Here is a 19,642-nt window from a genome sequence, read left to right as displayed (position 1 = left end):
AACGGCCGGGATCAGGAAGCGGGCGAGGAAGCAGGCGCGGTGAAACCGGGCGGGCAGTGCATCTGCGCGGTGGCGACCACGCCGCCGCCGCATGCGGCCTTCTGCTGCGCCACAGGTGCGGCGGGTGCGGTCAGGTCGTCGTTGCAGGCACCGAGGAGTGCGGTCAGCGCGATCAGGCCAACGACCGCGAAAGGCCGTAGGGCCGACTTTCGCATAACGTCTCTCCGTGGATGTGATGACTTGACACAGGCGCGGGTGCGCACCGGTCGTGTCGACGGCGAGATGCTAATTATCACGTGTTACACGACGGTGTCGTGCAAGGAGGCGCGCCGCGTGCACGCAAGGGGCGCGCCTGTCGCGGCGGAGAGGATTACGAGAGGTTGACGTAATGCAATCGAAAGATTCGCATTGCTTCGTTTTTGCCGGAGCGATCGAAGCGAACCTGTCGCGGTGTCGGTCGAGCAACGCACCACGACGTCTGTCTTACGGGCCGGCAGCCGCGGCAGCCGGCCCGCAAATCGCGAAACCGGCGCCGCTCAGCCTTCCGCCATCATCAGCAACTGCGCGCCATCCGAAACCTGGTCGCCGACGCCGTACAGCACTTCCGCGACGACGCCCGCGCTCGGCGCACCGATCGTGTGCTCCATCTTCATCGCTTCCATCACGATCAGCGGCGTGCCCGCCTCGACCTTCTGGCCCGGCTCGACCAGCACCGCGATCACCTTGCCGGGCATCGGCGCGGTCAGGCGGCCGCCGCCCTGCTCCGCATCGCCCGCATGCGCGAGCAGGTTGCGCCATTCGAACGTCTCGGCCGCGCCTTGCGAGAACACGTGGAAGGTGTCGCCGTCCGCATACACGCGGCCGCTGCTGCGCACGCCGCCGAGCGTCACGTCGAAATCGAGCGGCGTGGCGCCACGCGTCCACGTGAACGGTTGCGCGGCCGCGCCGCCGGTCGCGAGGCGCGCGACAGCGCCGTCGTCCTCGTACGTGACCGTCACGTCCGCTTCGCGCTCGGCCGCATGCCAGTCGAGCGTGCGGCGATAGCCGCCGTTCAGCCGCCAGTCCGGCAGCGCGCCCCACGGCGACGAACCCTGCGCGGCCGCGCCGCGTTCGCGCGCGAGCAGCGCCGCGCATGCGAGCGCGAGCATCGCGCGCGGCGGCTCTTGCGGCGCGAACAGCGCATCGTGATTGCGCTCGATCAGGCCCGTGTCGAGATCGGCCGTCGCGAACGGCTCGCACGCGACGATCCGCTGCAGGAACGCGGCATTCGTGTGCAGGCCGACCACTTCGCATGCACGCAGCGCGCGCAGCATCAGGCCCAGTGCTTCCGCACGGTCCGCGCCGTGGACGATCAGCTTCGCGATCATCGGATCGTAGAACGGCGTGATCGCATCGCCTTCGCGCACGCCGCTGTCGACGCGCACCGATGCGCCGATCGCGAACTCGACGCCGGCCGGCAGCCGCAGGTGCTTCAGCGTGCCCGTGGACGGCAGGAAACCGCGCGCCGGGTTCTCCGCATAAAGGCGCGCCTCGAGCGCGTGACCCTGCACGCGCAGTTCGTCCTGCTGCAGCGGCAGCGGCTCGCCGGATGCGACACGCAGTTGCCATTCGACGAGATCGAGCCCGGTGACCATCTCGGTGACCGGATGCTCGACCTGCAGGCGCGTGTTCATTTCCATGAAGTAGAACGCGTCGCCCGTCATGATGAATTCGACGGTGCCCGCGCCGACATAACCGACCGCGCGCGCGGCCGCGACGGCCGCTTCGCCCATCGCCTGGCGCACGTCGTCGTGCAGGCCCGGCGCCGGCGCTTCCTCGAGCACCTTCTGGTGACGGCGCTGCACCGAGCAGTCGCGGTCGAACAGGTACACGGTATTGCCGTGCGTGTCGCCGAACACCTGCACCTCGACGTGACGCGGGCGCGTCAGGTATTTCTCGATCAGCACGCGGTCGTTGCCGAAGCTGCTCGCGGCTTCGCGCTGGCACGACGCGAGCGCCGCGGGGAAATCGTCGGAGCGCTCGACCACGCGCATCCCCTTGCCGCCGCCGCCCGCGCTCGCCTTCAACAGCACCGGGTAGCCTATCGCGTCGGCTTCGCGATGCAGGTTGGCCGCGTCCTGGTCGTCGCCGTGATAACCGGGCACGAGCGGCACGGCGGCCGCGTGCATCAGCGCCTTCGCGGCGGCCTTCGAGCCCATCGCCGCGATTGCGTCGACCGGCGGCCCGATGAAGACGATTCCGGCCGCTTCGCACGCATGCGCGAAATCTTCGTTCTCCGACAGGAATCCGTAGCCGGGATGGATCGCCTGCGCGCCGGTTGCGCGCGCGGCTTCGATGATGCGCTCGATGCGCAGGTAGCTGTCCGCGGCGGCCGAGCCGCCGATGTGCACGGCTTCGTCGCACGCGGCCACGTGTTTCGCGTTCGCGTCCGCGTCGGAATAGACGGCGACGCTCGCGATCCCGAGACGTTTGCACGTCGCGGCGACGCGGCACGCGATTTCGCCGCGGTTGGCGATCAGAATCTTGTCGAACATGGCTTCGGTGTCGTCCGGAAAGTTAGGGGCACGCCGTCATTCACGCCACGAAGGCGTGCGTTTCTCGAGAAAGGACGCAATCCCTTCGCGCGCTTCCGCGCCGGCCCGGGTTCGCGCGATCCAGTCGGCGGTCTGCTCGATCAGCGTCGCGTCGAGCGCGCGGCCGGCCACGTCGGCGACGAGCCGCTTGCATGCGCGCACCGCGTCGGGGCCGTTCGCGACGAGCGTCGCGGCCAGCTTCGCGACGGTTTCGTCGAGCGCATCGGCCGGCACCGCTTCGTGAATGAAGCCGAGCGACGCCGCGCGCGTGCTGTCGAACACCTCGGCCGTCGTGAAGTAACGGCGCGCCGCGCGCTCGCCCATCGCGCGCACCACGTACGGCGCGATCGTCGCGGGGATCAGCCCGAGCCGCGCTTCCGACAGACAGAACTTCACGCCGTCGGCGGCAATCGCGATATCGGCAGCGGCCACCAGGCCCACGCCGCCCGCGTAGGCATCGCCATGCACGCGGGCGATCACCGGCTTGCCGCAGCGATGGATCGCCTCGAGCATGCGCGCGAGCTTGCGCGCATCGGCGCGGTTCTCGTCGTCCGAGTAACCGGCCATCTTCTTCATCCAGTTCAGGTCCGCGCCCGCGCAGAACGCCGCGCCTTCCGCGGCGAGCACGATCGCGCGCACGCCTTCATGCGCGTCGAGCCATTCGAACGCGGTGGTCAGCTCGGCGATCGTCGTCTCGTTGAACGCGTTGCGCACGTCGGGGCGCGCGAGCGTGACGGCCGCCACGCGGCCGGCTTCGCTTACCTTGATCGTTTCGTATCGCATCGGTCAGCCCTCCCGGCCGTTACATGCGGAACACGCCGAAGCGCGTGTCTTCGATCGGCGCGTTCATCGATGCGGCAAGGCCGAGCCCGAGCACGTCGCGCGTCTGCGCCGGGTCGATCACGCCGTCGTCCCACAGCCGCGCGCTCGCGTAATACGGATGGCCCTGGCGCTCGTACTGGTCGCGGATCGGCTGCTTGAACGCGTCCTCTTCCTCGGCGGACCACGAACCGCCTTTCGCCTCGATACCGTCGCGGCGCACCGTCGCGAGCACCGACGCGGCCTGCTCGCCGCCCATCACCGAGATCCGCGCGTTCGGCCACATCCACAGGAAGCGCGGGCCGAACGCGCGGCCGCACATCCCGTAGTTGCCGGCGCCGAACGAGCCGCCGATGATCACCGTGAACTTCGGCACCTTCGCGTTCGACACGGCCGTCACCATCTTCGCGCCGTGCCGCGCGATGCCTTCGTTCTCGTACTTGCGACCGACCATGAAGCCCGTGATGTTCTGCAGGAACACGAGCGGAATCTTGCGCTGGCAGCACAGCTCGATGAAATGCGCGCCCTTCACGGCCGATTCGGAGAACAGGATGCCGTTGTTCGCGACGATCCCGACCGGGTGGCCCCAGATGTGCGCGAAACCGGTAACGAGCGTCGTGCCGTAGCGCGCCTTGAATTCGTCGAACTCCGAATCGTCGACGATACGCGCGATCACCTCGCGCACGTCGAACGGCTTGCGCGTATCGACCGGAATCACGCCGTACAGGCTCTTCGCGTCGTAGCGCGGCGGCTTCGGCTCGCGCAGCGCGACCGGCGGCGCGATCTTCGGCGCGAGATGACTGACGATGGTGCGCGCGATCGACAGCGCATGCGCGTCGTTCTGCGCGAGATGGTCGGCCACGCCCGACAGGCGCGTATGCACGTCGCCGCCGCCGAGATCCTCGGCGCTCACTTCCTCGCCGGTCGCGGCCTTCACGAGCGGCGGGCCGCCCAGGAAAATCGTGCCCTGCTCCTTCACGATGATCGACTCGTCGCTCATCGCCGGCACGTACGCGCCGCCCGCCGTGCACGAGCCCATCACGACGGCGATCTGCGCGATCCCCGCGGCCGACATCGTCGCCTGGTTGAAGAAGATGCGGCCGAAGTGGTCGCGATCGGGAAACACGTCGTCCTGGTTCGGCAGGTTCGCGCCGCCCGAATCGACGAGGTACACGCACGGCAGCCGGTTTTCCGCGGCGATCTCCTGCGCGCGCACGTGCTTCTTCACGGTGACCGGGTAATAGGTGCCGCCCTTGACCGTCGCGTCGTTGCACACGATCACGCATTCGCGGCCGGCGATGCGGCCGATCCCGGTGATGACGCCCGCGCCCGGTGCGTCGTCGTTGTACATGCCGTTCGCCGCGAGCTGCGAGAACTCGAGGAACGGCGCGCCCGGATCGAGCAGTTGCGCGATGCGGTCGCGCGGCAGCAGCTTGCCGCGCGCCAGGTGCTTGTCGCGCGCGGCCTGGCCGCCGCCCTGCGCGAGCTGTTCGATCTTCGCGCGCAAGTCGGCGACGACCGCCTCGAGCGCGGCGGCATTCGCGCGGAAGTCTTCCGAGCGCGGGTTCAGTTTCGATTCGATGATCGGCATCGACGGGGCTCCGTTCGCGTGACGTGGGGCGTTACATCGTTTCCGCGAACAGCTCGCGGCCGATCAGCATCCGGCGGATCTCGCTCGTGCCGGCGCCGATCTCGTACAGCTTCGCATCGCGCCACAGGCGGCCGACCGGGTATTCGTTGATGTAGCCGTTGCCGCCGAGGATCTGGATCGCCTCGCCGGCCATCCACGTCGCCTTCTCGGCCGTATAGAGGATCACGCCCGCGCAGTCCTTGCGCACCTGGCGGATGTGGTCGCTGCCGGCCGAATCGAGGTGGCGGCCGACCGCGTACAGATACGCGCGGCACGCCTGGAACGTGGTGTACATGTCGGCGACCTTGCCCTGGATCAGCTGGAATTCGCCGATCGCCTGGCCGAACTGCTTGCGGTCGTGGATGTACGGCACCACCGCGTCGAGACACGCGGCCATGATGCCCGTCGGGCCGCCCGACAGCACGGCGCGCTCGTAGTCGAGGCCGCTCATCAGCACCTTCACGCCGCCGTTGAGCTGGCCGAGGATGTTTTCCTCGGGCACTTCGACGTCCTGGAACACCAGCTCGCCCGTGTGCGAGCCGCGCATGCCGAGCTTGTCGAGCTTCTGCGCGACCGAGAAGCCCTTCATCCCCTTCTCGACGATGAACGCGGTGATGCCGCGCGGGCCGGCTTCGAGGTCGGTCTTCGCGTAGACCACCAGCGTGTCGCAATCGGGCCCGTTGGTGATCCACATCTTCGTGCCGTTCAGCACGTAGCGATCGCCGCGCTTGTCGGCGCGCAGCTTCATGCTGACGACGTCCGAGCCGGCATTCGGCTCGCTCATCGCGAGCGCGCCGATGTGTTCGCCCGACACGAGCTTCGGCAGGTATTTCTGCTTTTGAGCCTCGGTGCCGTTGCGGTGGATCTGGTTCACGCACAGGTTCGAGTGCGCGCCGTACGACAGGCCGATCGACGCCGAGGCGCGCGAGATCTCCTCCATCGCGACCATGTGCGCGGTATAGCCCATGTTCGCGCCGCCGTACTCCTCGGCCACCGTCATGCCCAGCACGCCGAGATCGCCGAACTTCTTCCACAGATCCATCGGAAACTGGTCGGTGCGGTCGACCTCCGCCGCGCGCGGCGTGATTTCCTTCGCCGCGAACGTCGCGACGGCGTCGCGCAGCATCTCGATGTCTTCACCGAGCATGAATTGCACACCGGGCAGGTTGATCATGTCTCCTCCGTCTCCAGAAAGTGTGTGGCACCCACCGATTTCTGAGTTTCGCTCAAATCGAATGAATGCACCGATTCATTGACCAATACAGCGTAAATTTTGCACAGTTTCGCGCCTCGTCGGGTTCGGCGTCAATAGTTTTTTGAGTGACACTCAGATATCATGCCGAGATGACAGCCGCTACCGCCGACACCATGACCGCCACCGTCAAAGCCGATCGCGCCGACACGTCGCGCGCGCCCGCCGGGCGCAAATCCCAGCAACGCGTGCAGGACATCCTGCGCGCCGGTCGTGAAGTGTTCGCCGAAAAGGGTTACGAGCATGCGACGGCCGCCGAGATCGCGCAGCGCGTCGGCGTATCGGAGGCGACTGTGTTCAGCTACTTCCGCGGCAAGCGCGAGCTGTGCGCGCGTGTCATCGCGGATTGGTACGACGAAAACATCGCCGCGTTCGAGCAGGGGATGCCGCAGGATGCGTCGGTGCGGCAGCAGTTCGCGTTCATCGTGCGCACCCACCTGCGGCTGATGCTGGTGAACGGCACGGGCCTGTGCGCGCTGGTGCTGTCGGAAGGCCGCGCGAAGCAACATGCGCTGAGCGACGAACTCACCGCGCTGCAGCGCCGCTACACCGCGCCGCTGATGGACGTGCTCGCGCGCGGCCAGGCGGCCGGGCAGGTGCGTACCGACCTGCCGCTGAGCCTGCTGCGCTCGATGGTGTTCGGGCCGATCGAGCACGTGCTGTGGGATGCGATCCTCGGGCACCGCAAGCTCGACACGGAAACGACGGCCACGCAGCTCGTCGACATGTTGTGGGCCGCCGTGCAGCCGCCGGCGCCGGAACAGGCGGCGCTCGTGCGGTTCAGGAATGAAGTGGCGGAAGCCGTGCGGCGGCTGGAAGGGGAAGCGTCACGCCCGTGACGCAGGGGTGCGGCCCGACGCACGTCGCATCGTGCGCCGCGCGTAACCGACCGCTAGGAATCCTCGCCGACACGCAGCGGCGCGCGGCTCTGCTCGTTGTTCAAATGGACGAACTTGCGCAACAGGCGTACGAGCTCCTGCGAATCTTCCTCGCCCATCCCGTCGAACAAGCCGGCACGCAGCTCCTGCACTGACGGAATCAGGCGCGTGAGCAGTTCGACGCCCGTCGGTGTCAGCAGCAGGCGCCGCTGACGCCGCGGCAGCACTTCGCGAACGATCAATCCTTTCGCTTCGAGCCGGACCGCGAGGTCGGCCGTGGTCGACGTGTCGAGCGCCACCCGCTGCGCCAGCGTCACCTGATCGAGCCCCGGACACTCGTAGAGCATCCGCAGGACGGCGTACTGCACCGGCGTCACGTCGCGGCCCAGCTTCTCGTAGAACATCGCGACGGCAATCTGGTGCGCGCGCCGGATCAGGTGCCCCGGCTCGTCGTACAGGTCGAGCGGGAAAGCCGGCGCGTCGGCGGGATTCGTTTTTTCCATGAATGAGTCGATGACATAGGCGGCGCGCGCCGGTTGCGCGCGCCGACGGCATGGCGCTGCCTCGCGCCATTTCCCGGGAAAACCAGTATACCGCTCGCCTTGCCCCGGCCTATCTCAATGCGTACACTGAATCTCATTCAGTACACGGAATGAAGAGCTGCCGCATGTCAGCGGCACCGCCCCGAAGGAGACGACGAACGTGTTTCTCAAGAACGCTTGGTATGTGGCGTGCACGCCCGATGAAATCGACGGCAAGCCGCTGGGCCGCAAGATCTGCAATGAATCGATGGTGTTCTACCGCGCGGCGGACGGCCGGGTCGCCGCGCTCGAGGACTTCTGCCCGCACCGCGGCGCGCCGCTGTCGTTGGGATTCGTGCGCGACGGTGTGCTCGTGTGCGGTTATCACGGGCTGGAAATGGGCTGCGACGGCAAGGCGTCCGGCATGCCGGGCCAGCGCGTCGGCGGCTTCCCGCCGATTCGCAGCTTCCCGGTGATCGAGCGCTACGGATTCGTCTGGGTCTGGCCGGGCAATGCGTCGGAAGCCGATCCCGCCAAGCTGCCCGCGCTGGCCTGGGCCGAAGACCCGGCCTGGGCGCACGGCGGCGGCCTCTATCACATCCGTTGCGATTACCGGCTGATGATCGACAACCTGATGGACCTCACGCACGAAACCTACGTGCATGCGTCGAGCATCGGCCAGAAGGAAATCGACGAAGCGCCGCCGAAGACCACCAGTCATGGAGACGAAGTCGTCACGAGCCGCTTCATGGAGAACGTGATGCCGCCGCCGTTCTGGCGGATGGCGCTGCGCGGCAACGGGCTCGCCGACGACGTGCCGGTCGACCGCTGGCAGATCTGCCGCTTCACGCCGCCGAGCCACGTGATGATCGAAGTGGGCGTCGCCCATGCGGGCCACGGCGGCTACGACGCGCCGGCCGAGTTGAAGGCGTCGTCGATCGTGGTCGACTTCATCACGCCCGAGACGGACACCTCGATCTGGTATTTCTGGGGCATGGCGCGCAACTTCCGGCCCGAAGATCACGCGCTGACCGCCGAGATCCGCGAAGGCCAGGGCAAGATCTTCGCCGAGGATCTCGAGATGCTCGAACGCCAGCAGCTCAACCTCGAGCAGTGGCCGGACCGCAAGCTGCTCAAACTCAACATCGACGCCGGCGGCGTGCTGTCGCGCAAGGTGATCGACCGGCTGCTCGCCGAAGAAAACGCGGCGAGCCCGCAGCGGCCCGTGATTCCGGTCGCGCAGGTCAAGGAGGCGTCATGAGCGCCGCGACATTGACGGTCCGGGTGGCCCGCAAGTGGCAGGAAGCGCGCGACATCTGCGGTTTCGAATTCGTCAGCGACGACGGTTCGCCGCTGCCGGGCTTTGAAGCCGGCGCCCACATCGACGTGCATTTGCCGGGCGGGCTCGTGCGCCAGTACTCGCTGTGCAATCACCCGGAACACGCCGATCGCTATCAGATCGCCGTGCTGCGCGATGCCGACGGCCGCGGCGGGTCGCGCGCGATCCACGACGAAGTCCGGCAAGGCGATACCGTGCGGATCGGCGTGCCGCGCAACCAGTTTCCCCTCGCCCCCGACGCGCCGCACCACCTGCTGCTCGCGGGCGGGATCGGCGTCACGCCGATCCTCAGCATGGCGGAACGACTGTTCTCGTCCGGCATGCCGTTCGACATGCACTACTGCGCGCGCTCGACCGATCGCATGGCCTTCGTCGAGCGGATCAACGCGGCCGGGTTTCACGATCGCGCCCGCCTCCACGTCGACGACGGCGATCCCGGGCAACGCTTCGACCTCGCCGCCGTGCTCGCCGCCGCGCCCGCAGGCACGCACCTGTACGTATGCGGCCCGCGCGGCTTCATGGACGCCGTGCTGAACGCCGCGCGCGAGCGCAACTGGGCCGAAGCGCGGCTGCACTACGAGTTCTTCGGCGGCGCGGTTGCGTCGTCCGGCGCGGACCGTGCGTTCCAGGTTCGGATCGCAAGCAGCGGCATGGTGATCGACGTGCCGGCCGAATGCACGGTCATCGCGGCGCTGGCGGCGAACGGCGTCGACGTGCTGACGTCGTGCGAACAAGGCGTATGCGGCACCTGCGCGACGCGTGTGCTCGAAGGCGAGCCCGATCATCGCGACGCGTATCTGACCGACGACGAAAAGGCAGCCGGCGATCAGTTCATGCCGTGCTGCTCGCGATCGCGAAGCGACCTGCTGGTCCTCGATCTGTAGATCCGCAAAGCTGTAGACGGACCGCCCGACTCGCGGCGGCCAACCACAATACTGGAGACGATCAATGGAGCAACATGCCCCGGCACCGCTCAGTACTACTCAGTTCCCGGCCGACCGATGGTGGGTCGCCGCGCTGTCATCCGAGCTGACGGACAAACCCGTCGCCCGCACGCTCCTCGGCCGCCCGGTCGTCCTGTTCCGGTTGCCGTCCGGGGAAGTCGGCGCACTGGAGGATCGCTGCTGCCACAAGTCGCTGCCGTTGTCGTGCGGCTCGCTCGAATCGCGCGGCCTGCGCTGCGGCTATCACGGCCTGCTGTTCGACCGCGACGGCACGTGCGTGGAGATTCCCGGCCAGGACCGGATTCCGGCGAAGGCGTGCGTGTCGTCGTATCCGGTACGGGAACAGGACGCCATCGTGTGGATCTGGATCGGCGCCGACGCGCACGCTCGACCGACGAGCGCGCCGCCACGCTATGCGTTCCATGCCGATCCGCAATACCGGTTCGGCGGCGGCCACTACCACTACGACGCACCGTATCAACTGATTCACGACAACCTGATGGACCTGAGCCACCTCGGTTATGTCCATCTGAAAACGATCGGCGGCAACGCGGCGCTGCACATGGGTGCGGAAACCCGCGTCAGCAGCGACGGCGATACCGTGACGCTGGTTCGCCGGATGCCGGATTCCGACCCGCCGCCAACCTATACCGCTGCGTGGCCGTTCGCAGGCCGCGTCGATCGCTGGCAGGAAATCGAATTCCACGTGTCGCACATCCGGATCTGGACCGGCGCGATGGACGCCGGCACCGGCGACCTGCACGATCCGGCACGCGGCGGCTTTCACATGCGCGGCTTCCACGGCATCACGCCCGAGACGGAAACGACGACGCACTACTTCTGGACCGTCGCGACCAATCCGCAACACGACATCGAGCGCGTCGCGCAAACGGTCATCGAGCAATCCGCGGCGACGTTCGACGAGGACAAGGCCGTGATCGAAGCGCAATACCGGAACCAGCTGCGGTTTCCGGGCGGCCGCCAGATCGACATTCACGTCGACGCGGGCCCCAATCGTGCGCGGCGCGTGATCGAGCGGCTGCTGCTCGAACCCGCTTGAGCATCGCGCCGCCCCGCCGACAACACCCGCCGGTCGCGACGGGCGCTCTGCAGGGTGTCCCGTCGGCCCGTTCAATCGCTTTCGCCCCATTCGCCAACACCGGCTTCGATTTCATCCCATTTAATTAGTCATACTATTTACAAGGATCTTTGACGTGAGCGCAAACATCCGCAATACGATCGACGAATCCCCGATGAGCACGTTCCAGACGATGGCGGTCACCGCCTGCGTCGTGCTGAACATGCTCGACGGCTTCGACGTGCTGGCCATCGCGTTCGCCGCGCCGCACCTGGCGGCCGAGTGGAAACTGAGCGGCAAGGAAATCGGCCTGCTGCTGAGCGCCGGGCTCGCCGGCATGGGCATCGGCTCGGTGCTGATCGCGCCGCTCGCCGACCGCGTCGGCCGCCGCCGCATCATCCTGCTCTGCCTCGCCGTGATCTCGACCGGGATGCTCGCCTGCGCGGCCACGCACAGCACGATTCAACTCGCCGTCGCGCGTGCGTACACGGGGCTCGGCATCGGCGGCATGCTGGCGAGCCTGACCGTCATCAGCGGCGAGTACGCATCGAGCAAATGGCGCAGCGCCGCGATCGGCATGCAGTCGACCGGCTACGCGATCGGCGCGACCGGCGGCGGCGTCATCGCCGGCTACCTGCTGTCGACGTGGGGATGGCGCAGCGTATTCGCGTTCGGCGGCATCCTGACCTTGCTGGCGATCCCGATGGTGCTCGCATTGCTGCCGGAATCGCTCGACTTCCTGCTGGCAAGGCGTCCGGACAACGCGCTGCAGAAAATCAACCGCATCCTCGCGAGAATGAAGCGCGCGCCGATCGACATGCTGCCCGCGGCGACTGCCGCCATCGACTCGGCGAACGCCGCGTCGAGCTGGACGGCCGTGCTGCGCGCGCCGCTGACGCGCCGCACGATCGCACTGTGGATCGCATTCTTTCTCGTGATGGGCAGCTTCTACTTCGTCGTGAGCTGGACACCGAAGCTGCTGGTTCAGGCCGGGTTGTCGGCATCGCAGGGGGTCACCGGTGGCGTGCTGCTCAATCTCGGCGGCATTGCGGGCGCATCGCTCTTCAGCCTGCTGTCGACGCGGTTCGGCCTCCGCAACCTGCTCGGCGCGACGCTGCTGCTCGGCGGCGCGCTGATGGTCGTGTTCGGCGCAAACACCGGCTCGCTCGGGATCGGGATGACGGTCGGGGTATTCCTCGGCGCCGTGATCAATGCGTGCGTGGCCGGCATGTATGCGCTGTCGCCGACACCGTATCCCGCCGAAATCCGCACGACCGGCATCGGCCTCGCGGTCGGCATCGGCCGCCTCGGCGCGATCCTGTCGCCGATGACGGTCGGTGCGCTGCTGGACGACGGCTGGTCCGTGTCCCATCTGTATCTCGCGTTCCTCGTGCCGATGATCGGCGCGGCGATCGCCGTCGCCGTGGTGGGTACGCGTGCCGCGGCACCGCACAGGCAACGCGACCCGGCGATGTCGTAACGCACGACGCACGCAGCCTTGCCGATACCCGTCGGCATCCCGGATCGGCTCGGGTCATAAGAATATCGATAAGCATATCTACATACTGTTTGGAGACAGCCATGAAAACGAAACTGGGCGCCGCACTCGCGACGGCGACGGCGATGGCACTGACGCTGGCGCTGGCCGGACCGGCCTGCGCACAAAGCAGCGTGACGCTGTACGGGATCATCGATACCGGCGTGTCCTACTACAACAACGCCGCACATGGCGGATCGTTCACGGGTATGCCGACACTGACCGGCGAAGTGCCGTCACGCTGGGGGCTGAGGGGCACGGAGGATCTCGGCGGCGGCTACCAGGCTTTCTTCGTGCTCGAGAACGGCTTCCAGCCCGGCACGGGCGCACTGAACTACGGCGGGCGCCTGTTCGGGCGACAGGCGAACGTGGGCGTGAACAGTCCGCTCGGCGCGCTGACCCTCGGCCGCCAGATGAACATGTCGATGATCGTGCTGACCAATGCGGACGTGATCGGCCCGTCGATTCACTCGATGGCGGATTTCGATTCCTATCTGCCGAACGCGCGCAGCGACAATGCGATCGGCTACAAGGGCACGTTCCACGGTGTAACGCTCGGCGCCACCTACAGCTTCGGCCGCGACGCGGCCGGGCCGGCAGGGCCGTCGGCGACTGGCTGTGCCGGACAGGTGCCCGGCGACTTCGTCGCTTGCCGCCAATACACGGCGATGCTCGCGTACGACGCGAGCAATTTCGGGCTCGCCGCGTCGCACGACGTGATGCGCGGCGGCGGCGGTGCGCTCGCGCCGCTGAACAATCCGGCCTACACCGACACGCGCGACATCGTCGCCGGCTACGTGAAGATCGGCCCCGCGAAACTGGGCGCCGGCTGGATTCGCCGCAACCTCGCGGCAGCCGAGCACCTGCAGGCCGATATCGTGTTCGCCGGCGGCACGTACTACGCGACGCCCTACCTCGCGCTCGACCTTCAGGGCGTCCGCTACCTGCAACGCCGGGAAAACAGCGAAGGCGGCACGAACGCGACGCTGCTCGTCGGCCGCGCGAACTATTTCCTGTCGAAGCGGACGACCGTCTATACGTCGGTGGGCTACATGTTCAACAGCACGCTGGCCGCGAACGCGGTCGCCGCGGGCGGGACGGTCGGCACCGGGATGAACCAGCTCGGCGTGATGGCCGGCATCCAGCAGAAGTTCTGAACGCCGGACGCCCGTGCGCCGGTCAGTTGGCGAGACGGCAGTGGGCCAGCTTCAGGCCCGGCAACACGGGCGCATCGATATAGCCTTCGTTCACACAGCTGAAGCGGAAAGCCGCCGACGTGACGAACGGCTTGATTTCGCCGCCGGGGAATTTCGGCTTCAGCGCATCCTGGTCGGCCACGTCGAAATGCGTATCGAACTGCTCGCCGTCGGCCGTCAGCGCGCCGAAGTAGGTGCCGCCCGGATCGCTGCCCATCCGGATCACGGCGCCGACGAACGTGAGGCGCTTGCCGTCGTACTTCGCCTTCGCGGCGGCCACGTCCTGCGTGTAGGCCTCGATCACGGCGCCGTAGTGCGCGTCGATCGCGTCGGCATCGGAAGCCGCGCAAGCAGCCTGGTGAATGCCTGCCAGCAGCGCGCAGGCCGCAAGCGCGGCCGCCGCGAACGGCGCGGAAATCTTCTTCATGGGTGGTCTCCCGTCTAGTGTGGTGGTTGAAGTGATTGAAGCCCGGCGCAACGCCGGATGAATTCGCTTCCGTTGCTTTAATCGTTCGAATGGCGGATGACGGCTGCGATCACTTCATCGCCCGCGTGGTCGTGCGCGGTGCGTGGCGTCGCACGGAACGCGACGTGACAGGAAGATGACATGGTGCGGCCCCCGGTTCTCTCGTTGAATTTCACTGCGTCTGATTTTGGCCGCTACGGTAGCAGACGGCCGCCAGCCCGGCAACCGACACCCGGGCGCCGGCAATCATGTCATTACAATTGCAAATGATTCTCATTACATATATCATGCACGCCTTGGCCGTAACGAAACGCCGCGGCCCGCGACACGATCCTTAGCACTCCCTCCTGTATCGATTCATGCCATCCCGTCGAACGCCCCGCCGCGTCCGGACCCTGCGTCCGTGGCGCTCGAGCCTGCCTGCCCTGATTACCCTTTGCGTCGCAAGCGGCGCGCATGCGGCCAACGCGGAAGCCGGTGCAACCGCATCGGTACCCGCGACGCCGGCCGGGAAAGAACTCCCCGCCATCAACGTCAACGCATCGTCGACCGTCGACCCGACCATCGGCTACCAGCCGCGCACCAGCAGCATCGCGGGCGGCAGCGACCGTCCGTTGAAAGAGATTCCGCAATCGGTCGCGGTGGTCAGCAGCAGCGTGATGCAGGACCAGCAGGCGCGTTCGCTCGACGACGTGCTCGGCAACATCAGCGGCGTGACGCAAACCAACACGCTCGGCGGCACGCGCGACGCGTTCATCAAGCGCGGCTTCGGATCGAACAACGACGGCTCCGTGCTGGTCGACGGCGTACGCACGCCGGTGCTGCACAGCTATCTCGCGACGATCGACCGCGCCGAGGTGCTGAAGGGCCCGGCTTCGCTGCTGTACGGGATGCAGGATCCGGGCGGCGTGATCAACCTCGTCACGCGCAAGCCGGAAGACACGTTCGGCGGCTCGATCTCCGCATCGCGCACGAACCACGGCGGCAGCAACGCGCAGTTCGATCTCACGGGCCCGCTCGGCAACCCCGGCCAGGTCGCGGGCGGCACGCTCGCGTTCCGGCTGACCGGCGAATACGACACGAGCCGCTACTGGCGCAGCTTCGGCCGCGAACGCAACGCGTTGATCGCACCCGCGCTGTCGTGGCACGACGCGAACACGTCGATCGACGTCAGCTATCAGTACGTCGACTACACGATGCCGTTCGATCGCGGCACCGTGCTCGTGAACGGCCAGCTCGACGATGCGTTGCGCTATCGCCGCTACGAGGAAGCATGGTCGCAAAGCAGCGGCATCCAGGAAACGCTGCGGACGCGCATCGAGCACCGCTTCTCCGACGCATGGCGCGTGCGCGCGACCTACGGCTGGGGCCGCGACCGCTACGACCAAACCATCACCCGCGGCAACTCGTTCAACAGCAAGACGGGCGCAATGACGCGCTCGTCCGACGCGAACCTCGGCCGCAACGACTCCGACCAGATCGCGACGCTCGGCCTGCTCGGCAACGTGACGCTCGCCGGGATGAACCACGCGATCTACATCGGCGGCGAATACGAGCGGCAGCGCAGCTTCCGCGGCGACACGATCCGCGGCAAGGCCACGACGGGCTTCAATCTCTACGATCCCGTGTACGGCCTGCTCGCGGCGGGCGGCACGCCCAACGCGAAGCAAAGCGATTCGCGCTCGGTCGTGCATGCGTATTCGACGATCGTGCAGGACTCGGTGAAGATCACCGACCGCCTCACCGCGGTAGGCGGGCTGCGCTGGGAAAACTGGCAGCAGGAATCGGGGATGGGCCGGCCGTTCGTGTTCGCCGACCGCTCGCGCGGCAGCGTCTGGCTGCCGCAGTTCGGGCTCGCATACGCGCTCACGCCGGCGCTGACCGCCTACGCGAACGTGAGCCGGTCGTTCAAGCCGAACGTCGCATCGAACGTCGCCGCGCCGCTCGCGCCGGAATACGGCCGCGTGCTCGAGGCCGGGCTGAAGTTCAGCCTGAAGCCCGCGATCACCGGCACGCTCGCGGTCTACCAGATCGACAAGCGCAACGTCGCGGTCACGGTCGGCGACATCACGTCGACGATCGGCACCGCGCGCTCGCGCGGGATCGAGCTCGACGTCGCCGGGCAGATCACGCGCCACCTGAGCGTGATCGGCAGCTACGCGTATACGAACGCGACCGATCGCGACAGCAACACCCCGCTCACGAACGTCGCGCGCCACACCGGGAGCCTGTTCGCCGTGTACGACACGGCCATCGCGAATCTGCCCGGCCGCTGGCGCTTCGGCGGCGGCGCGCGTCTCGTCGGCGCACGCTCCGGCGACACGGCGAACAGCTTCACGCTGCCCGGCTATGTGACCGTCGATGCCTTCGCAGCCTACGAAACGACGATCGGCAAGTTCCCGACACGCTTCCAGCTCAACGTGAAAAACCTGCTCGACAAGACCTACTACCCGTCGAGCAACAACAACCTGATCGTCGCGGTCGGCGAGCCGCGGCTCGTCACGCTGACGACGACGGTGTCGTTCTGATGGCCTGACGTTCCGATCGCCCGATGCGTGCATGGGCCAGCCCGAACGCGCGGCCCATGCACCACGGCCGTAGTCGCAGCCGCTCGCGACGCGTAGCGGCTCGCTCCTTGCCCCGGTGATGCATCCTTGCCGCTTCGCAAGCGGTCACCGCGAATCCGCGCGCGCTGTGCCGGACAACCACCGACGACGCGGCGACGGAACATCGTCCGATCCGCCGGCGAAGCAGGATCGACAGCGAATCACCCCGTTGCTTGCCGCCCACACCAGCGCCGGATTCCGCTTGACTGCCGTCCCGCGCGGCACCCGACGCCGCCATCTACACACCTCCCCGGCACTCGCTTCTCCGCCCGCAAAAATGCATCCGAGCGATGCAATTCCGCCCGCTCCCGAACCGCACCGCGCGCCGTATGATCGCCCCGGCTTTTCTCCACGGCGGCCCGATGCGCGTCTACGTCTCCATTCGCGCTCGCGCTCCGCTCCAACCACCTGCGAACATGTCCAACCTCTCACTCATCCTCGTCGTCTCCATGCTCAGCGCCTTCGGCCTGATCGCGTCCGACGTCTACCTGCCCGCGATGCCGTCGATGGCCCACGAGTTTTCGATCGGCGCATGGCAGATGCCGCAGACGGTATCGGCTTACCTGATCGCGCTCGCCTGCGCGCAGCTGGCCTACGGCCCCCTCTCCGATCGATGGGGACGCAAACCCGTGCTGACGGCCGGCATCGTCCTGTACATCCTCGGCTCGATCGGTTGCGCAAGCGCCGGCGGCTTCGCGAGCTTTCTCGGATGGCGCGTGCTCGAAGCGCTCGGCGCGGCGTCCGGCCTCGTCATCGGTCGCGCGATCATCGCCGACACCTGCGACAAGAACGCATCCGCGAAGATCTACAGCATCGTCTATCCGCTCGTGTCGCTGTCTCCGGCAATCGCCCCCGCAATCGGCGGATATCTGGCTGCGGCGTTCGGGTGGCGAAGCGATTTCATTTTCGTCGCCGCATTCGGCGTCGTCGCACTCGCGCTCGTTCAGTTGCTCCTGAAGGAAACCCGGCCGCCCGTCGCGCCGGGCCAACATCGCGCCGCACCGCTGGCCGGCTTCACCGGCGTACTCGCGGACCGGGCCTTCATCCGCTACACGCTCGTCGTGTGTGCGATCTATTGCGCGTGGTTCGTCTACCTGACGCAGTCGCCGTTCATCTTCTCCGGCCTCGGTCTTTCGGAACGGCAAAGCGGCTGGCTCTATCTGCCGCTGACCGCCGGCATCGTTTCCGCCAACCTGGTTGCGCGCCGCATGCTCGACCGGATGTCCTACGACTCGATCGTCGTGGCCGGCGTGGGCTGCTTCGTTGCCGGCGGCATGGCGTTCGCCCTGTGCGAATCGTGGCATGTCAAAGGGGTCGTCGCGATCGTGATGCCGATGGTGCTCGTCAGCCTGTCGAATGGATCGTCGCTGTCGCTCGCGGTCTCGGGCGCCATCGCGAGCGAACACGGGCGCGCGGCGACGGCGTCGGGGCTGGTCGGCTTCTTCCAGATCGGCAGTGCGTCGCTCGCCGCCACCGTGTCCGGCGGCCTGCTCGGCACCGGAAGCCACGTGCTGGCGGCGGCCATCCCGTTCTTCGCGATCGTCGCGGCCATCGCGATCGTGCCGCGCTGGTGTGCCGCGCGCCGCACGCTCTCGATGCGCGACACGCTACCCCGTTGAGCCCGTGGCCCTGCGCGGGCGGGGCCCCGGCCGCTATCGATAACGGTCGAACGTAGCCGCGATCTCTGCGGTGACCGCCCGAACGCGCGCCGTCCGGTTCAGGTCGGTATGCGATACGAGCCAGACCTGATACGGCGCGGCTCGCGTCCGGTCGGGCCAGATTCGCACGAGCGAATCGTCGTCTTGCGCCATATACGCGGGGAGTTCGCCGATGCCGATACCCGACCGGATCGACGCCGCCAGCATCAGGCTCGAACTCACCTGCGCCACGATGCGCCCGCGCTCCATCGACTCGCCGCACAGCGCGTTCCCCTGGTTCGACGTCGTGCCGGGCTGGTAGACGACCAGGTCATGCCCTTCGAAGGCGGCTCCGATCGCGGGCTCGCCATGCGCATCCAGATACTCGCGGCTCGCGAACAGCCCGACCTCCCATTCGGCGAGCTTCCGGCGCACGAGGTCGGGATTTTCCGGCATCACGGTGCGAATCGCGAGATCCGCATCGCGTCGCGTCAGGTTGAGCACCTGCACGGACGTCGTCAGGATCACGTGTATCGCCGGACATTTCCGGCGCAGCTCCCGTATCGCGGGAACGACGAAATCCATCGCGAGGGAATCGGTCGTCGTCACCCGGACCTCGCCTTCGAGGCGATCGTCCGAGCCCTGGACGCGACGCTCGAATTCGCACGCCGCCTGCTCCATTGCTTCCGCAGCGTGCAGCGAAAGCTCGCCGACCGGCGTCACGACATAACCGGACGATGTCTTGAGAAACAGCTTCGCACCGAGCGCCTTCTCGAGTGCGGTCAACCGTCGCCCCACGGTGGCCTGGTCGACATCGAGAACGGCCGCGGCCTCGCGCAGCGTTCCGGTGCGATGAACGGCCAGAAAAACGCGGGCATCGTCCCAATTCATGAGTAACGTTCTCTCTCTCGGTCAGGCATGTGTGAATTTGCAGGAGGCGATTATACAAGTCGATCCAGTTCATCCCGTTCCAGATAATAAGCTATCCGTATCAACAGGAAGATCGATTCGCCGATCAAAACCGAAACCGGAACCGTCCGCAGGAAACCCCTGAACGACGGGCTCGCCGACCGAAGCCGGGTGCAATGACCGAACCGATGGTCGTTTCACCGATCGCCCCAACGCCGGCCGCCCAATCATCAGCCTCTCGAATATCTCCCATCCGA

The 19,642-nt window shown here is 67.1% G+C and carries 16 protein-coding genes; 8 read left to right on the top strand and 8 right to left on the bottom strand.

From position 1 onward, the window contains the following. Positions 1 to 11: 11 nt before the first annotated feature. The 5 genes from VK92_RS26380 to VK92_RS26360 all read right to left on the bottom strand — a co-directional run bounded on the left by VK92_RS26380 (position 12) and on the right by VK92_RS26360 (position 6,196). On the bottom strand, positions 12 to 215 hold the full coding sequence (locus VK92_RS26380) for a hypothetical protein (protein ID WP_021163021.1): 204 nt from the start codon (positions 213 to 215) through the stop codon (positions 12 to 14). Between the two features lie 321 nt (positions 216 to 536). Further along, entirely contained in the window at positions 537 to 2,534 is a 1,998-nt protein-coding gene (locus VK92_RS26375) for an acetyl/propionyl/methylcrotonyl-CoA carboxylase subunit alpha (protein ID WP_048025458.1), read from the bottom strand. 36 nt (positions 2,535 to 2,570) lie between these two features. Then, positions 2,571 to 3,356, bottom strand: coding sequence for an enoyl-CoA hydratase/isomerase family protein (locus VK92_RS26370; protein ID WP_048025457.1), 786 nt, complete (start codon positions 3,354 to 3,356; stop codon positions 2,571 to 2,573). Between the two features lie 19 nt (positions 3,357 to 3,375). Beyond that, on the bottom strand, positions 3,376 to 4,983 hold the full coding sequence (locus VK92_RS26365; protein WP_048025456.1) for a carboxyl transferase domain-containing protein: 1,608 nt from the start codon (positions 4,981 to 4,983) through the stop codon (positions 3,376 to 3,378). Between the two features lie 31 nt (positions 4,984 to 5,014). After that, positions 5,015 to 6,196 carry an isovaleryl-CoA dehydrogenase gene (locus VK92_RS26360; RefSeq protein ID WP_021163017.1) on the bottom strand — a complete coding sequence of 394 codons (1,182 nt, stop codon included), beginning with the start codon at positions 6,194 to 6,196 and terminating at the stop codon, positions 5,015 to 5,017. Between the two features lie 170 nt (positions 6,197 to 6,366). On the opposite strand from VK92_RS26360, the gene VK92_RS26355 reads away from it, so the two are divergent. Next, a complete protein-coding gene (locus VK92_RS26355) occupies positions 6,367 to 7,113 on the top strand; it encodes a TetR/AcrR family transcriptional regulator (RefSeq protein WP_048025455.1) in 747 nt (248 codons plus the stop codon). A gap of 53 nt (positions 7,114 to 7,166) precedes the next feature. Here VK92_RS26355 and VK92_RS26350 read toward each other — a convergent pair whose 3' ends face one another. Further along, on the bottom strand, positions 7,167 to 7,655 hold the full coding sequence (locus tag VK92_RS26350; RefSeq protein ID WP_021163015.1) for a MarR family winged helix-turn-helix transcriptional regulator: 489 nt from the start codon (positions 7,653 to 7,655) through the stop codon (positions 7,167 to 7,169). A 199-nt stretch (positions 7,656 to 7,854) separates the two neighbouring features. Between VK92_RS26350 and VK92_RS26345 the strand changes: the two genes are divergently transcribed. The 5 genes from VK92_RS26345 to VK92_RS26325 all read left to right on the top strand — a co-directional run bounded on the left by VK92_RS26345 (position 7,855) and on the right by VK92_RS26325 (position 13,728). Further along, positions 7,855 to 8,934, top strand: a complete 1,080-nt coding sequence (locus VK92_RS26345) for an aromatic ring-hydroxylating dioxygenase subunit alpha (RefSeq protein ID WP_048025454.1) — start codon at positions 7,855 to 7,857, stop codon at positions 8,932 to 8,934. Continuing rightward, positions 8,931 to 9,896, top strand: coding sequence for a PDR/VanB family oxidoreductase (locus VK92_RS26340; RefSeq protein WP_048025453.1), 966 nt, complete (start codon positions 8,931 to 8,933; stop codon positions 9,894 to 9,896). The genes VK92_RS26345 and VK92_RS26340 overlap by 4 nt, the downstream gene beginning before the upstream one ends. Before the next feature lie 64 nt (positions 9,897 to 9,960). Then, positions 9,961 to 11,016: an aromatic ring-hydroxylating dioxygenase subunit alpha gene (locus VK92_RS26335; RefSeq protein WP_048025452.1), complete on the top strand. Its 1,056-nt coding sequence runs from the start codon at positions 9,961 to 9,963 to the stop codon at positions 11,014 to 11,016. Between the two features lie 154 nt (positions 11,017 to 11,170). Further along, positions 11,171 to 12,514 (top strand): MFS transporter, encoded by a 1,344-nt coding sequence (locus VK92_RS26330; RefSeq protein ID WP_048025451.1) that lies wholly within the window; start codon positions 11,171 to 11,173, stop codon positions 12,512 to 12,514. 101 nt (positions 12,515 to 12,615) lie between these two features. Beyond that, a complete protein-coding gene (locus VK92_RS26325) occupies positions 12,616 to 13,728 on the top strand; it encodes a porin (protein ID WP_048025450.1) in 1,113 nt (370 codons plus the stop codon). A 22-nt stretch (positions 13,729 to 13,750) separates the two neighbouring features. Here the strand turns inward: VK92_RS26325 and VK92_RS26320 are convergent, their stop codons facing one another. Next, the gene (locus VK92_RS26320; RefSeq protein ID WP_021163009.1) at positions 13,751 to 14,194 is read right to left on the bottom strand and encodes a hypothetical protein; all 444 of its coding nucleotides are present in this window, start codon (positions 14,192 to 14,194) and stop codon (positions 13,751 to 13,753) included. 398 nt (positions 14,195 to 14,592) lie between these two features. Here VK92_RS26320 and VK92_RS26315 point away from each other — a divergent pair, with 398 nt between their 5' ends. Then, on the top strand, positions 14,593 to 16,761 hold the full coding sequence (locus tag VK92_RS26315; RefSeq protein ID WP_048025449.1) for a TonB-dependent siderophore receptor: 2,169 nt from the start codon (positions 14,593 to 14,595) through the stop codon (positions 16,759 to 16,761). A 494-nt stretch (positions 16,762 to 17,255) separates the two neighbouring features. Further along, a complete protein-coding gene (locus VK92_RS26310) occupies positions 17,256 to 18,458 on the top strand; it encodes a multidrug effflux MFS transporter (protein ID WP_048025448.1) in 1,203 nt (400 codons plus the stop codon). A gap of 33 nt (positions 18,459 to 18,491) precedes the next feature. On the opposite strand, the gene VK92_RS26305 is transcribed toward VK92_RS26310, so the two are convergent. Next, positions 18,492 to 19,367 (bottom strand): LysR family transcriptional regulator, encoded by an 876-nt coding sequence (locus VK92_RS26305; RefSeq protein WP_048025447.1) that lies wholly within the window; start codon positions 19,365 to 19,367, stop codon positions 18,492 to 18,494. Positions 19,368 to 19,642: the final 275 nt, after the last annotated feature.

Origin of the sequence: Burkholderia sp. LK4, assembly GCF_001043615.1 — a bacterium.
In the GTDB taxonomy this organism is placed as follows: domain Bacteria; phylum Pseudomonadota; class Gammaproteobacteria; order Burkholderiales; family Burkholderiaceae; genus Burkholderia; species Burkholderia cepacia.
This window is presented reverse-complemented; position numbering and strand designations above follow the sequence as displayed.

Bases quoted from the DNA above. Each gene is read 5' to 3' on its own strand.
- VK92_RS26380 (WP_021163021.1), bottom strand. From the start codon at position 215: ATGCGAAAGTCGGCCCTACGGCCTTTCGCGGTCGTTGGCCTGATCGCG.
- VK92_RS26375 (WP_048025458.1), bottom strand. From the start codon at position 2,534: ATGTTCGACAAGATTCTGATCGCCAACCGCGGCGAAATCGCGTGCCGC.
- VK92_RS26370 (WP_048025457.1), bottom strand. From the start codon at position 3,356: ATGCGATACGAAACGATCAAGGTAAGCGAAGCCGGCCGCGTGGCGGCC.
- VK92_RS26365 (WP_048025456.1), bottom strand. From the start codon at position 4,983: ATGCCGATCATCGAATCGAAACTGAACCCGCGCTCGGAAGACTTCCGC.
- VK92_RS26360 (WP_021163017.1), bottom strand. From the start codon at position 6,196: ATGATCAACCTGCCCGGTGTGCAATTCATGCTCGGTGAAGACATCGAG.
- VK92_RS26355 (WP_048025455.1), top strand. From the start codon at position 6,367: ATGACAGCCGCTACCGCCGACACCATGACCGCCACCGTCAAAGCCGAT.
- VK92_RS26350 (WP_021163015.1), bottom strand. From the start codon at position 7,655: ATGGAAAAAACGAATCCCGCCGACGCGCCGGCTTTCCCGCTCGACCTG.
- VK92_RS26340 (WP_048025453.1), top strand. From the start codon at position 8,931: ATGAGCGCCGCGACATTGACGGTCCGGGTGGCCCGCAAGTGGCAGGAA.
- VK92_RS26335 (WP_048025452.1), top strand. From the start codon at position 9,961: ATGGAGCAACATGCCCCGGCACCGCTCAGTACTACTCAGTTCCCGGCC.
- VK92_RS26325 (WP_048025450.1), top strand. From the start codon at position 12,616: ATGAAAACGAAACTGGGCGCCGCACTCGCGACGGCGACGGCGATGGCA.
- VK92_RS26320 (WP_021163009.1), bottom strand. From the start codon at position 14,194: ATGAAGAAGATTTCCGCGCCGTTCGCGGCGGCCGCGCTTGCGGCCTGC.
- VK92_RS26315 (WP_048025449.1), top strand. From the start codon at position 14,593: ATGCCATCCCGTCGAACGCCCCGCCGCGTCCGGACCCTGCGTCCGTGG.
- VK92_RS26310 (WP_048025448.1), top strand. From the start codon at position 17,256: ATGTCCAACCTCTCACTCATCCTCGTCGTCTCCATGCTCAGCGCCTTC.
- VK92_RS26305 (WP_048025447.1), bottom strand. From the start codon at position 19,367: ATGAATTGGGACGATGCCCGCGTTTTTCTGGCCGTTCATCGCACCGGA.